At 37.1% G+C, this 15,374-nt stretch carries 12 protein-coding genes; 11 read left to right on the plus strand and 1 reads right to left on the minus strand.

Going from position 1 to position 15,374, the window contains the following annotated elements; all coding sequences use genetic code 11:
- Positions 1-132 precede the first annotated feature (132 nt).
- The 8 genes from RCJ93_RS10700 (at position 133) to RCJ93_RS10735 (ending at position 9,960) form a co-directional block, all read left to right on the plus strand.
- Positions 133-1,647, plus strand: coding sequence for a coproporphyrinogen III oxidase (locus tag RCJ93_RS10700; protein ID WP_446738987.1), 1,515 nt, complete (start codon positions 133-135; stop codon positions 1,645-1,647).
- A 246-nt stretch (positions 1,648-1,893) separates the two neighbouring features.
- Complete coding sequence (locus tag RCJ93_RS10705; RefSeq protein WP_446738988.1) at positions 1,894-2,754, plus strand: DUF2785 domain-containing protein; 861 nt, start codon at positions 1,894-1,896, stop codon at positions 2,752-2,754.
- Between the two features lie 516 nt (positions 2,755-3,270).
- Positions 3,271-4,200, plus strand: a complete 930-nt coding sequence (locus tag RCJ93_RS10710) for an ABC transporter permease (protein ID WP_150285001.1) — start codon at positions 3,271-3,273, stop codon at positions 4,198-4,200.
- Positions 4,200-5,135 (plus strand): ABC transporter permease, encoded by a 936-nt coding sequence (locus tag RCJ93_RS10715; protein ID WP_150285002.1) that lies wholly within the window; start codon positions 4,200-4,202, stop codon positions 5,133-5,135. The genes RCJ93_RS10710 and RCJ93_RS10715 overlap by 1 nt, the downstream gene beginning before the upstream one ends.
- 27 nt (positions 5,136-5,162) lie before the next feature.
- Positions 5,163-6,221: an ABC transporter ATP-binding protein gene (locus RCJ93_RS10720; RefSeq protein ID WP_147196214.1), complete on the plus strand. Its 1,059-nt coding sequence runs from the start codon at positions 5,163-5,165 to the stop codon at positions 6,219-6,221.
- Positions 6,214-7,110 carry an ABC transporter ATP-binding protein gene (locus RCJ93_RS10725; RefSeq protein WP_150285003.1) on the plus strand — a complete coding sequence of 299 codons (897 nt, stop codon included), beginning with the start codon at positions 6,214-6,216 and terminating at the stop codon, positions 7,108-7,110. The genes RCJ93_RS10720 and RCJ93_RS10725 overlap by 8 nt, the downstream gene beginning before the upstream one ends.
- Positions 7,111-7,355: 245 nt before the next feature.
- On the plus strand, positions 7,356-8,993 hold the full coding sequence (locus RCJ93_RS10730; protein ID WP_446738989.1) for a peptide ABC transporter substrate-binding protein: 1,638 nt from the start codon (positions 7,356-7,358) through the stop codon (positions 8,991-8,993).
- A gap of 181 nt (positions 8,994-9,174) precedes the next feature.
- Positions 9,175-9,960, plus strand: coding sequence for an enoyl-CoA hydratase (locus tag RCJ93_RS10735; protein ID WP_249774722.1), 786 nt, complete (start codon positions 9,175-9,177; stop codon positions 9,958-9,960).
- Positions 9,961-10,018: 58 nt separating this feature from the next.
- On the opposite strand, the gene RCJ93_RS10740 is transcribed toward RCJ93_RS10735, so the two are convergent.
- On the minus strand, positions 10,019-10,204 hold the full coding sequence (locus tag RCJ93_RS10740) for a YhzD family protein (protein ID WP_066789599.1): 186 nt from the start codon (positions 10,202-10,204) through the stop codon (positions 10,019-10,021).
- A 133-nt stretch (positions 10,205-10,337) separates the two neighbouring features.
- Between RCJ93_RS10740 and RCJ93_RS10745 the strand changes: the two genes are divergently transcribed.
- From RCJ93_RS10745 to yhaM, 3 genes are read left to right on the plus strand one after another with little or no spacing between them, the layout of a single operon-like run.
- On the plus strand, positions 10,338-11,549 hold the full coding sequence (locus RCJ93_RS10745; protein ID WP_446738990.1) for a metallophosphoesterase family protein: 1,212 nt from the start codon (positions 10,338-10,340) through the stop codon (positions 11,547-11,549).
- A gap of 22 nt (positions 11,550-11,571) precedes the next feature.
- Positions 11,572-14,430, plus strand: a complete 2,859-nt coding sequence (locus tag RCJ93_RS10750; RefSeq protein WP_446738991.1) for an AAA family ATPase — start codon at positions 11,572-11,574, stop codon at positions 14,428-14,430.
- Positions 14,427-15,365: a 3'-5' exoribonuclease YhaM gene (gene yhaM / locus RCJ93_RS10755; protein WP_147196222.1), complete on the plus strand. Its 939-nt coding sequence runs from the start codon at positions 14,427-14,429 to the stop codon at positions 15,363-15,365. The genes RCJ93_RS10750 and yhaM overlap by 4 nt, the downstream gene beginning before the upstream one ends.
- The last annotated feature ends 9 nt before the right edge of the window (positions 15,366-15,374 follow it).

Raw genomic sequence — 15,374 nt, forward strand, 5'->3', positions numbered from 1 at the left:
TTGTCTGCGTTTTTTTGTGGAAAGAGAATGCACCTATAACTAATTACGCTTTGCACGATAAAATTTGCTACAATAGGTGAGATGGTTTGAAATCAGAGGGATTGAAACACATGGTAGAAAGAAGTGACTGGAATGAAAGTATTAAAAATAAATCCCGCATATCCGCAAGACTTTATGCGTGTTTTTCATGATATTACAAACTTATTTTTTGAAGATACAAAGATAGCGAAAAAAGAGATGGTGCCTGATTTAGAAGTGCATTTTACACATTCAATCAGTGATGACCATCTAATTAAAACAGAGGCAGAACTACATGCAGAGGATGAAATTTACCGAAGCCATTATGAACAACAATATGCAAACGAAGGCACGGAAAGAGAACAGAAGATTCGTTTGAAAAGAGCTTTATCACATGTTTTGCTCGATACCTTAGAGCAAATGACAGAGATTAAGCAGCAGTGGGGAATCCTAACGGGCATACGTCCGACAAAGCTTTACCATAAATTTCGTAAAGCAGGCTTATCAGACGAAGAGATTCATCAAAAATTGGTATCTGAATTTAGCTTGTCAGATGAAAAGATAGACATGCTCAAGAAAATTGTTCAAACACAATTAAAGACGATTCCTGATTTAGATCAGATACACCAAGAAGTCAGCATCTATATAGGTATTCCTTTCTGTCCCACGAAATGTGCGTACTGTACGTTTCCTGCATATGCAATCCAAAGTAACAGAAAACAAGGACGTGTTGCAACATTCCTAGATGGCTTACATTATGAAATAGAAGAAATGGGCAAGTGGCTTAAAGAAAATAATATAAAAATCACTTCTGTTTACTTTGGAGGAGGTACTCCAACTTCAATAGAAGCAGATGAAATGGATGCGCTATACAAAACGATGTTTGATTCATTCCCACATATGGAGGCTGTCCGCGAAATTACAGTAGAAGCAGGAAGACCGGATACCATTACAGAGGAAAAGTTGGAAGTGCTGAAAAAGTGGGGAATTGATCGCATCAGCGTAAATCCTCAATCGTATACAGACGAAACTTTGAAAGCGATTGGACGGCACCATAGCGTTCAAGAGACCATAGATAAATTTTGGATGGCTAGAAAGTCTGGCATGAATAATATTAATATGGACTTGATTATCGGCCTTCCAAATGAAGGGCTAGATGAATTTGAACATTCAATAGAAGAAACAGAAAAAATGATGCCGGAATCTTTGACAGTCCATACACTAAGTTTCAAACGCGCTTCTGAAATGACGCATAACAAGGAAAAATATAAAGTGGCGGATCGTAAAACAGCGGAAGCCATGATGCACCGTGCTCATAGCTGGACAGAGGAGCATGGCTATACACCGTATTATTTATATAGACAAAAAAATATTTTGGGGAATTTAGAGAATGTCGGCTATTCGCTACCAGGCGAAGAAAGCATCTATAATATAGCAATCATGGAAGAAGCTCAAACCATCATTGGCTTAGGATGTGGTGCTTCTACAAAGCTTGTTAATAATGCCACAGGAAAAATTAATCAGTATCACAATCCTAAAGAACCAGCCCAGTATATTCTAACGTATCAAGATGCCTTCGATAAAAAAATCGACGCACTTAACGAACTATATGATATTGTGAAGAAATAAGCACCCATGCAATTTCTATACGGATTCTGTATAGAAATTGCTTTTTTTATTTCCAAATACAGACATATCTTGTAGATAATCAGGCTATACATAAATAACACATATTTAGCATAGGATAAATCATGTTAGGCAACGGACAACCTAGAGCAATAATGGTATAATAATTAGTACAATACAGAGTAAACGACATTATTCGACAGATTCATAGTCTTTAGTCGGCGGACTATTCGTATTGGAGGTTTAATTATGGACGAATATACACTCAAAACACAACTAACGGCAATCCATCAAGGAGAAGCCGAAGAAGAACAAAATCTATCTGAAATCATAACAGCGATGATTGAACATATAGGTTCTCCCGATAGCGACCTTAGAGAAAATCTTATCTACCAAACACTCTCTCGCTATATTGAAGACAATCGTTTGTCAGATGATATGCTGACAGATCTCTTAAAGCTAGCTTTAAGTGATGATTATTTATTTTACGAAATTGGTGATGTGGGAACAGATCATATTTTCAAAAGAGCATCTGCTGTCTTATTAATTAAGTGGATACTCACGAAGGATCGAGAACGCGCATTCCTTTCTTTGCCACTCCTCGATAAAGCGAGGAATGAATTAGTCTTATATTTAGATTTAGAACAAGATTTAAGAGGTTACATTCCCGAAAAGGGATGGGCATGTACGATTGCTCATACAGCAGATGCAATTGATGCTTTAGTAAAGAATCCAAAATTGGATGTTGAGCAATTCCCTTCTATATATGAAGCTCTTGTGAATAAAGTATTTACAGCAACCATTGTATATGTAGATGACGAGGAAGAACACTTATTGGCACCGATCGTAACCATGCTTGGAATAGGATTATCTATTGAAACGGTTAGCGGCCTATCTCAGAAAGTACCAGTCTTTTTGGAACTCCAAAAAGAAAAGATGGAAGAGGAAAAATACGTAAGACTCTATAAAAATAGCAAAAATTTCTTAAAGAGCATGTATATTGCGACCGAGGAAAAGGAAGAATGGCTTCCTATCCACTCGAAGATTAATGTATGTTTGACTAATATTAATCAGATGCACCCTCAAAGAAACTATATTGGAAAAATTTAATACTCCAAGACCTTCTCATTCATTAAATGAAAGAGAAGGTCTTTTTTATTAGATCTTATTAGGCTAATTAAAGCAAAATGCATGAAAAAAGTGCTATTACGACAATAAATAGATTAAAAAGAGAATTTAATATTAATTTCTAAGTTACCTATCCTATAATATCCGACATGAAAAATGACGATTTTCACTTTCTATCGCAAAATACGTAAAAAAATAATATAAATGTGACAATAGACTGAATATACTGGAACTAATATTTATTCTATTTTATTTATTTTTATTAAGTTAATTAACTATTTAGATGATTATCTATAAATAAAAATACAAAATCAACTAATAAATTGGGAAAACGATGACATTTTAGAATTAGGCTAATTGTATCTCATTTAAAAATATTCTATCAACTTCTTTTTTTCTTGTTATTAGTTTGATATAGTATTAACAAGCAAGGTTGTCGAAAAGCTGTTTTTGGTGACGACAACTACTTCTAACTATTAGATTGAGGAGGATATGAGAATGGTTAAGTATATCTTAAAAAGGCTTGCCTATATATTAGTTGCATTGTTTGTAATTGTTACAGCAACGTTTTTCTTAATGAGAATTGCTCCAGGTAGTCCTTTCGCCAGTGAGAAAAGTGTACCGCCTGAAATTCAAAAGGCATTAAATGAGGAATATGGATTGAATAATCCTTGGTATATCCAATATAAAGATTATTTGGTTTCCACTGCAAAATTTGATTTTGGTGAATCAATGAAATATAAAGGTCGTTCAACAAACGATATGATTTCTGAAAGTTTCCCGATTTCACTTACTTTAGGGATTGAAGCAATGCTATTGGCTGTTGGCTTCGGTATATTAATTGGTGCGGCATCCGCGCTTTATCATAATAAATGGCCCGATTATCTCGGAACCACGTTTGCCGTCTTAGGCATATCTGTCCCGTCCTTTATCTTAGCAGGTTTATTGCAGTATTTTGTCGGGTTAAAGTGGGAGTTACTGCCGATAGCCGGCTGGAATGGCTTCATGTATAGCGTTTTACCAGCTATATCTATTGCCATCATGGATATGGGATTTGTCGCTAAATTAACTCGATCAAGTATGCTTGAACAAAATCATAGTGAATATGTAAAGATGGCTCGTGCCAAAGGGATTGGCAAGTGGACAACTCTTTTCAAGCATTCATTGCGTAATGCTTTAATGCCGGTTGTGACTTATTTAGGACCACTAGCTGCTGGTGTTATTACAGGTAGTTTCATTATCGAACAGATTTTTGCGATTCCTGGCTTAGGTAAATACTTCGTTACAAGTATTTCGAATCGTGATTACACTGTAATCATGGGTACAACAGTATTCTATTCAATTATTCTTTTATTTGCGGTATTACTCGTAGATATTCTATATGTAATTATCGATCCACGTATTAAGTTGAAAGGAGCGAAAAAATAATGACGCAATCATTTAAAGAAATTCCGAAAATTTCAAAAGATAAGTTTAAAATTATCGGAAGAAATGATAAAGATACAGAGAAATTAGCAGATAAATCCGTATCCTTCTGGAAAGAAGTAAGACTGCGATTTTCTCATAATAAGCTAGCTGTTTTTGGTTTAGTAGTTTTAGTAATCGTTGCATTGCTAGCTATTTTCGTTCCTTTGCTTTCTCCATATAGCTATCGCGAACAACTAGGTCTTTATAATGCACCACCTTCTTCAAAACATTGGTTTGGTACAGATGACCTTGGACGAGATGTGTTTGTACGTGTTTGGTTTGGAGCTCGAATCTCCTTATTTATTGGTCTGTCAGCAGCAATAATTGACTTAATTATTGGCGTAACATGGGGAGCAGTTTCAGGTTTATTGGGCGGACGCGTAGATGATATTATGATGCGTATTGCCGATGTTCTTACAGCGGTTCCTTATCTATTAGTAGTTATTATCTTGCTAGTAGTAATGAAACCAGGTTTAATTCCTTTAATTGTTGCTTTATCTATCACAGGTTGGGTAAAGATGGCTCGTATTGTACGTGGTGAAGTATTATCTATTAAAAATCAGGAGTATGTACTTGCAGCAAGAACTCTAGGTGCTGGCACGAAGCATATTATCCTAAAACACCTTGTACCTAATGCTCTAGGTGCAATCTTAGTTACTATGACATTAACGATCCCAAGTGCTATTTTTACAGAGTCATTCCTAAGTTACTTAGGATTGGGTGTTTCTGAACCAATGGCAAGTTGGGGAACAATGGCCTCAGAAGGGAATAAAGCAATTGATACAGCACCATGGCGTCTAATCTTCCCAGCTGTATTTATCTCATTAACAATCTTTGCGTTCAACGCAGTAGGTGACGGCCTTCGTGATGCGCTTGATCCAAAATTACGTAAATAATAATCTTTTAAAGAAGTAGGTGAGAGTATGAGCGAAACATTATTAGAAGTAAAAGATTTGAAAATAAACTTTAAAACTTATGCAGGGATTGTCCAAGCGGTACGCGGTGTTAACTTTGATTTAAAACAAGGCGAGACATTAGCTATTGTAGGGGAGTCAGGCTCCGGGAAATCCGTTACAAGCAATGCGTTGATGAAACTCATTCCACAACCACCTGGCATATATGATCAAGGTCAAATTCTCTTTGAAGGAAGAGATTTGATTCCATTGACAGAAAAAGAAATGACAAAAATCCGCGGTAATGAAATTGCGATGATCTTCCAAGATCCGATGACTGCGTTAAACCCAACGATGAAAGTTGGTAAGCAGATTATGGAAGTAATCTTAAAACATAATAAAAAAGCAACTCGTGACTCAGCTAAAAAGAGAGCGATTGAATTGTTGGATGAAGTAGGGATTCCTTTCCCAGAAAAACGGTTCAAACAATATCCACATGAGTTTTCAGGCGGTATGCGTCAACGTGTAGTTATTGCGATTGCGCTTGCAGCAGAGCCGAAACTATTAATCGCCGATGAACCGACAACAGCACTTGATGTAACAATCCAAGCGCAAATTATAGAACTAATGAAGAAAATTCAAAAAAACAGCAATACATCCATCATCTTTATTACGCATGACTTAGGAGTCGTAGCGAATATCGCTGATCGTGTAGCTGTTATGTATGCTGGCCAAATTGTCGAATATGGTTCAGTAAATGAAATATTCTATAATCCAAGACATCCATATACATGGGGCTTACTTGGCTCTATGCCGGATTTAGAAAACAGTGAAGATGAATTATTGCGCACAATTCCAGGTTCACCACCTGATTTAACTAATCCTCCAAAAGGGGATGCCTTTGCACCACGAAATGAGTTTGCTATGCAAATTGATTATGAAGAAGAACCGCCAATGTTCCAAGTTAGTGAAACACACTTTGCGAAAACATGGCTCTTACATCCTGATGCACCGCAAGTTCCAATACCGGAGGCTGTGCAAAAACGTATTGATGGTTACTTAGCAAAGGACGGTGTTAAACATGTCTGAGAAAATTCTAGAAGTCAAAAACTTAACGCAGCAATTTGGTTCTATTAAGGCTGTTGATGGTATTAGTTTTGATGTTTATAAAGGTGAAACATTGGGTCTTGTAGGGGAATCAGGCTGCGGTAAATCGACAACTGGCCGTTCCATTATCCGTTTGTATGATATGACAGATGGTGAGATCAAATTCAAAGGCGAAGATATTAATGGGAAAAAATCAAAAAGGGATTTAAAAGAATTTAATCGTGAAATGCAGATGATTTTCCAAGATCCCTATGCTTCATTAAATCCTCGTATGACAGCAGGAGAAATTATTGAAGAAGGCTTCGAAATACATGGCCTCTATAAAAATAGAAAAGAACGCAAAGAAAAAATAGGTTCTTTACTAGAAGTAGTAGGACTAAATCGTGAACATGCGAACCGATATGCGCATGAATTTTCAGGCGGACAACGCCAACGTATCGGTATTGCTAGAGCGTTAAGCTTAAATCCAAGTTTCATTATTGCGGATGAGCCAATTTCTGCACTAGACGTATCCATTCAAGCGCAAGTCGTGAACTTATTGAAAGAACTGCAAAGAAAACATGGGCTTACTTATCTGTTCATCGCTCATGATTTATCAATGGTGAAATATATTAGTGATCGCATTGCAGTAATGAGACGCGGAAAAATATTGGAACTCGGCACTTCAGAGGAAATCTATCAAAATCCGATACACCCTTACACGAAGTCATTGCTTTCAGCAATTCCATTGCCAGATCCTATTTCTGAAAGTACACGTGTAAGAATACCGTATGAACACGAAGACACTGATGCTGAAGCAACAATGCATGAAGTATTTCCGGGACATTTTGTATACGGTACAGATCAACAAATTGCAAAATGGTATAAATAGTTTTGTCTTTTATTTAATAATGAAAGATTTACTATATAAATCAGAGAGAAGCTATAGTTATATAACTAAAAATACAGAAAATTATAATAAAAGTATGTAAATAAGCTATATAATTAAAATATAAGAAAATTAAATTATCACTGAAAAATTAAATAATTTTCTTTTTTTATATAGTTTCCTCTGATATAGTTATAATAGTTACTCTTTGCTAGTAGCTAAAATGTACACCATAGAGGGGGATATTTATGAAGAAAAAGTTTTTATCGCTAGTGCTATTATCAGCATTAATGCTAGTGCTTGCGGCATGTAACTTTGGCGGTTCTAAAGACAAAGATGAATCATCTGGCTCAGGCTCTAAAGGCGGAGACAAAACATTGAATCTATCAATCACTTCAGAGCCACCAAGTTTAAATCCACAATTTGCTAATGACAGTACTTCTGGTGCGGTTATTCGTGCAGCATTTGAAGGTCTTACTCGTGTAGACAAAGACGGTAATGTTCAAAATGCAGCAGCAGAAGATGTAAAAGTAAGTGACGATAAATTAACGTATACATTCAAGTTGCGTGATACAAAATGGTCAAATGGCGATTCTGTAGTAGCTGGCGATTTCGCTTACGCTTGGAAATGGGCATTAGATCCAAAGAACGCTTCTGAATACGCTTCAATTTTGTACCCAATTAAAGGTGCAGAAGCATACAACAGCGGAAAAGGTTCTGCTGATGATTTAGGTATTAAAGTTGTAGATGACAAAACATTAGAAGTAACACTTGAAAATCCAACACCTTACTTCTTAGAATTGACAGCATTCTATACATACATGCCTGTTAATGAGAAAGTAGTAAAAGATAACAAAAAATGGTACGCTGAAGCTGGCGATACTTATGTAACAAACGGTCCTTTCACATTAAGCGAATGGAAACACAACGACTCAATCACTCTTAAAAAGTATGCTGACTACTGGGATAAAGACAATGTAGCTTTATCTACTGTTAACATCAAAATGGTTGAATCTGAAACAACTGCTAACCGTATGTTCAAAAGTGGCGATATCGATTACTTAGGTTCTCCTTATCAAACTGTTCCACTTGATGCAATGGATGCCTACAAAAAAGATAAATCTTTAAAATCAGTTCCATATGCAGCAATCTATGAATACAAATTCAATACAAAAGGTAAATTCACTAAAAACGCTAATATCCGTAAAGCATTATCTTATGCAATCGACCGTCAAGGTTTAGCTGATAATGTATTAAAAGGCGGTCAAAAACCTGCGTTGAGCAATGTGCCAATCGCAATCGAAGGCTTTGAAGAAGAAAACAACAAATTCAAAGACAACGATATCGAAGCAGCGAAAAAAGCACTTGCAGATGGTATGAAAGAATTAGGCGTTAAGAAAGCAAGCGATATCAAAATCGGTATTTCTATCAACACAAGTGAAGCACATGCTGCTATCGCACAATACATTCAAGAAGGCTGGCACAAAAACCTAGGTATCGAAATTAAAATCGATAACTCTGAATGGCAAGTATATCTTGATAAAGTAACTGCTTTAGACTTCGACGTTGCTCGTATGGGCTGGATCGCTGACTATAACGATGCATACACATTCTTAGAGCGTTATGATACAGCTAAAAATGGTAACAACGATACAGGCTGGGAAGATCCGAAGTATAAATCTTTACTAGTTTCTGCTACAAAAGAAACGGATGAAAACAAACGTCTTGATTTGTTAAAACAAGCTAACACATTGCTAGCTGAACAAATGCCAATTGCACCAATCTACTTCTACGTTAACAACTACGTAGCAAAAGATTATGTGAAAAACATGGCACCTAACAAAATCGGCGAAATTGATTTAAAAGCTGTAGATATTCAAAAATAATTTTGTTTAAGACTGCTTCCATCGAATCAAATCGATGGAATGCAGTCTTTTTTAAATGAGTCTATTAGGATAGATAGTAGAAATTGTATATTAAAAATTAATTTTATTATGACAGCAAAATAAAGAGGTTTTTACATAAAAAAATCGAATTTATTCATTAAGCAAAGAATGGAGGGAGAATATGAGATTTCAAAGTATAACGTTTGAAAAGAATGGGAGATTAGCGATTATAAGCTTGAATCGTCCTAATGCGATGAATGCTATGGATGATACGATGCTCCAGGAGTTGGCCGAGTGCTTTGAATTGCTTAAAAATGATGGAAGTATTCAAGTGCTGATGCTAAAAGGGAGTGGCAAAGTATTCTCTGCTGGCGGCGATATTAAAACGATGCTCGGAACAGGAGAAGATTCAATTGATATGCTACAAGCTATGGATACAATCTCTCGCATGATTAGAGCTTATTATACCCTTCCGATGATTACAATCGCGGCTGTCCATGGGGCTGCAGCTGGACTTGGATTTAGTCTTGCATTAGCAAGTGATATTATTATCGCTGAAGAGAATAGCAAACTTGCCATGAATTTTATCGGCATAGGTTTGATTCCAGATGGAGGCGGCCATTTCTTTATGAAAGAAAGAGTCGGTGTACCAAAAGCGAAACAGCTGATATGGGAAGGCAAGACGTTGGATGGTCCTTCAGCAAAAAGTCTGGGGCTGATTGATCAAGTAGCAGAAAAGGGGACAGCTGTTGAACAAGCTGTACAATTGGCACAAAACTTACTACATTCACCTCTAGCAGCCATGATTGAAACAAAAAGGATTTTAAATGGCCATAAACAAAAAGAATTAGATGAAATATTAGCGTTAGAAGCTAAAGGCCAACAGCTAATGAGACAAACAAGTGACCATTTAGAAGGTATACAAGCATTTATAGAGAAGCGCGACCCACATTTTGAAGGAAAGTAAAAAGAGACATTTCGACTTGAAATGTCTCTTTTTTCATTTATTCTTTCTAAAACTTCCACTATACATGAAATAGAATTAGCTTGCCTTGAGGATCTACTAGGCGATGAGTTTTTTCGCTATAGCCTAATTCTTCAATTTTTTCTGCCCCTTGTGATTTTGCTGTTGCCTGATCTGGAAAATCCCAAGCTTCATCTTTTAAAATTTCTCCCGATTTCTCGAATGCTGTAAAACGGTATGTTTGCATTCTGATCACCCCTTATATGAATATGTATTCATTATACAAAAAAATTGAAATAGCTGTACAATATATCGATACAAAATGTTAGAATAGTATGATAAAGTAAGAACAAATATTCGTATAAGGAATGAGGGATACAATGTCATCTATACGATTTTTCCACTGTGCTGATTTGCATCTGGATAGCCCTTTTAAAGGAATGTCTGATTTACCTTCACATGCTTTCAAACGGCTTAGAAATAGCACATTCGATGCTTTTCAACAATTGATAAATGATGCCATACAAGAAAGACCAGATTTTATTTTAATAGTCGGCGACTTGTATGATGGAGAGGAAAGAAGTCTTAGAGCCCAACAAATTTTTCAAAAAGGGATGGAGCAGCTCGCGTTGTATAATATCCCTGTCATTATTAGTTACGGAAACCATGATCATCTAAGCGGCAAGTGGACGCGTTTCTCGTTGCCGTCCAATGTCCAAGCTATGCCAGCAGAAACCGAGACCATCACTCTTCATATAAGAGGAATGAACGTCAATATTACGGGATTCAGTTATCGTGAAAGACATATTCCACAAGCGATGGTACAGAGTTATCCAGCCGCAAAAGATCGAGAAGCAATACATATCGGCATGCTGCATGGCAGTATTCGTGGGGATGCTACGCATGATGTCTATGCGCCTTTTACAATAGAAGATTTATTATCAAAACAATATGATTACTGGGCGCTTGGCCATATCCATAAACGCCAGATTTTGCATGAGAATCCGATGATCGTATACCCTGGTAACATTCAAAGTAGGCACCGTAAGGAACTAGGAGTAAAGGGTTTTTATGATATCGAACTATCTAAGGGACAGGCCACCTACAATTTCAGGCCTGCTTCCGCCGTAGTCTTTGAAGAAATAGAAGTGGACTGTAAAGAGATTCTGCATGCAAATGATTTGCTGAAAGTCTGTGCTGAAGCAATCGACGGATTTCGTAAAGAATACGGTGCTGGCCTCGTATGGCTCCATTTAAAAAATATCGATGAACGAGCCCGCACGTTGTTTGAAGATGCACAGCTTGCAGAATGGGTTGACATTATGAGAGAAGAACAAGAGAATGAAATGCCATTTGTTTGGATACAAGCTATTGCTGTCGACCTGTCTAGCATTTCTCACTATAAACCCACGTTTGCATCAGAATCAGTTTTGCAGGCGATTAATGAATGGTCTGATGATGAGATGAAAGAAATTCTTAAAGAACTTTACCAGCATCCAAAGGCTGGGCGCTATTTAGATGAACTGACCACTGAAGATTTAAAGAATCTTAGGTTTGATGCTGAGCATCTGTTTAAATTAGGCTTTCAATAAATAGAAGGATAGGGGGCATCATATGCGTATTCGTCGACTGGCTATTTATGGTTTTGGCCAACATGAAGAAATCAATATAAAGCTTCAGGAAGGGATCAACGTGTTTTATGGGATGAATGAAGCCGGGAAAACAACAATCCAGCAATTTATCCTTCAAATACTGTTTGGCTTTCCACAAAAGAATCAACAGCTCCCACGTTATGAGCCTAAAAAAGGAGGCAAATATGGTGGGCTGATTGTGCTAGAAGATGAGGAATTTGGTGTTTGTACAATAGAACGAATCCGAGGAAAGGCTGGAGGCGAAGTAACTGTCCACCTTAAAAATGGTGAATCGGGTGGTGATGAACTATTATCAAAAATTCTGCATAACTATAATCGACAGAGCTTTGAAGCTATATTTGCTTTTTCGGTGCATCCCCTTCAGCATATAGAAAAGCTCTCTGAGGAGGAACTGAGCCGTGTGCTTTTAGCATCAGGGACTACTGGTATTGACCAGCTATCAGCCCTTGAGCAAAAACACGATAAAATACAAAAAGAACTATTCAAAAAATCAGGGAAGCTTCCAATTATCAACAAACAAATAAATGAGATAGCCGCACAAGAAGCAGCCTTGAAAGAATATAAAAGAACATTAGAGGAATATGAACCTGCCATCGAAAGAATTGATATCCTTGAAAATAAATTAGCTCAATTAGAAAATGATGAAGAAAGACATCGACAAAAAATACAGGAGTTAACCAAATACAAACAGATTTATCCATTGTTAAAAAGAAGAAAAAAAGCTCAAGAAGAGCTTTCATCTATTCGCTATACTACTTTTCCAGTCAAAGGTCTTAGTCGATTAGAACAATTGGAAGAAAGGCATTTAGCCAATGAAGCGTCAATAGGAAGTATAAGGAAAGAGCTTAATCGTTTAGAAGATGTGCTACAAAAAGAATGGGATGAAGATCATTTCTTAAAAGTGCAGGAACTGTTGAATAGAGATAGTGAATGGCGGGAATGGCAAGCACAAATTCGCCAATTGAATAGAGAGATAGAAAAACAAAGACAAAGTATGGATGAGCAATTTCAATTAGTAGGTGTCATTCAGAAAGATGAACAGCGCTCATTGTTGGAAGCGGAGGTTTCCATACAGCAGGAAAATCAATTCTATCATCACTTAAAAGAGTTAAAACACCATGAAGACCAATTGGACATACAGCAAAACATTCTCGATCAAATTCAAAAAGAAATACACTCACTAAGCTACAAGCTTGATGAAGCCTATCAAAATGCACCGACAGAACAAGAGCACACACGCTTAAAACGTTGGCAAGAAGAACGCTCTTCTCAATCACAGCAAGAAAATAGGCAATCGATTAAAGGAGGCAAACAGCAACCGGCAAAACTATTGGCCTTTGGACTAGCAGTAGTTTCCCTTGCAGTAGTTTTTATGTTCAACAGAACTGAGCTTGGCTTTATTGGATTGGCGGCTGCTATCTTTATCTATATAGCGTTTGATCGAAAAAAGACAACACAGAGACAGAATGGACCATATGCCGCAAATGACGCTGAGATGAGAGAAATTGAGGGGCATATTCTTCAATACGATCAGCGAGTGCTCTTCATTGAACAGCAATTAGAAGACAAAGAGAAGGATCAAAAAGCTGCTTTGCAAGAGTTTAATGATCTAACAATTAAAATGAATGAGAGTAAAAGAAAGCTCACTGAATTTCTACACGCTTATCGAATAGGCGGTCAATTCCAGTATGAGTTGTACAATGAACTTTTCCGTCTGATTCGTCAACTACAGCAAGCAAATAAGCAGCTTGAAATGAATCTTGAGCAATTACAAACACTTGAACGTCTTAGCGCTGACAGGCTCCAGGAAGGCTATGAAATCTGTGGCATCGCTTGTACAGTTGAAAACTTTGCGGCTGTATTGAACAGCACGCACCAACAATTAATGCAGCAAAAAAATACCTATGAAAATGCGATCGCTACAAAGCAACAACTTCTTTCTAAGTGGGATGAATTATCACTTCTCCAGCAATCTTATATGGATGAAATGAAAAAGTTATATGCTGAAGCCGGGGTCGACAGTAAAGAAGAATTCTATAAAGCTGGGGAACAATCTGTTTTGAATGCTAATCTAACCACTGAATTATCACAGATTAATGATCAATTGTCTTCCTACGACACAGATCTACTGAATCTAGACTTGCTAGATGAAGAAGCAACGGCTCGTTTAAATGACGAGATGAAGCATGAAAAAAATGTGCGTGAAGAGAAAAATGCCCTGTTAAAAGAAAGAGCAGAGCTGATTGCTAAAACGCAACATCTATTAGAAGACGATCAATACAGAAATCAGATACAGTTATTTGAGCAGCAAAAAGCAAAGTTAAACCAACAGGCAAAAGATTGGATTGTATCAAAATTGATCTCTCATGCGATTGCCCAAACAGTCACGAGTTTAAAAGATAAAAAGCTGCCTGCAGTATTAGAGGAAGCCTCTCGATTTTTCGGTCTTTTAACGAACGGACGCTATGATTCACTTTATATCAATTCCGACGGTTATTTTGAAACAGGAGCTGCAGATGGCATGCACTATTCAATGTCTGAACTATCACAAGCAACGAAGGAACAAGCATATATTGCACTTCGCTTTGCATTAGCAAAATCCTTGAAAAATTCTGCGTCGTTTCCGCTTGTTATGGATGACCCGTTTGTCCATTTTGATACTTTGCGGATTCAGAACATGGTACAATTAATTGAGCGCATGATGAATGGCCATCAAATACTTTATTTTACTTGCCATGAAAGAATGCTAGATAAGTGGAGTAATGCAAAAATTATCCATGTAGAAGAATTAAAAAATGAAAGGGGATTGACTTCGGTATGAATGGGGTTGCAACATTACAAGCAGGAGCACCAGTCGATCAATATTTGCTCATTAAACAAGCGACAAAAGGCGTAACCACAGTGGGTAAGCCTTTTATGACACTCATTTTGCAGGACAAAAGCGGGAGTATCGAGGCCAAGCTTTGGGATACAGGAGAAGAGCAAGAGAAGTTGTATCAAGCTGGCGGCATTGTTCGCATCGGTGGCGAAATTCATGATTACCGTGGAAAACTTCAATTGAGGATAAAGGCGATACGTCCGGTAAAAGCGGATGAGAACATATCTGTTACAGATTTAGTCCAGTCTGCAGAAATACCGAAAGAAGAGCTATTCAATCAATTAATGGAATTCTTCTTTGAAATTCAAAATCCAACGATATCTCGTATTACAAGATATTTAATCATGGAAAATCAACAATCATTGATGACATATCCAGCAGCTACGAAAAATCATCACGATTATGCATCTGGATTGCTCGATCATGTTGTTTCTATGCTGAAGCTCGGAAAAGCAATAGCAGACTTATATCCAGTGCTAAATCGGGATCTTCTGTATGCGGGCATTATCTTGCATGATATTGGTAAGGTAATAGAGCTGTCAGGGCCTATTTCAACAAGCTATACGGTAGAAGGTAATATGCTTGGCCATATTTCAATAATGGTAACTGAAATAGCGATTGCAGCCAAAGAATTAAATGTGGATGGGGAAGAGGTTATGCTATTGCAGCATATGGTTCTATCACATCATGGTAAAGAAGAGTGGGGCAGTCCGAAGAAGCCTATGCTTCAGGAAGCTGAAATCCTCCATTACATCGATAATATTGATGCTAAAATGAATACATTAAAACGTGCACTCGGTAAAACGAAGCCCGGAGAATTCACAGAACGACTTTTCCCATTGGATAATCGTTCATTCTATAAACCAACAATAGAATAAAAAAAGCCC

Source organism: Rummeliibacillus sp. BSL5 (assembly GCF_052928305.1).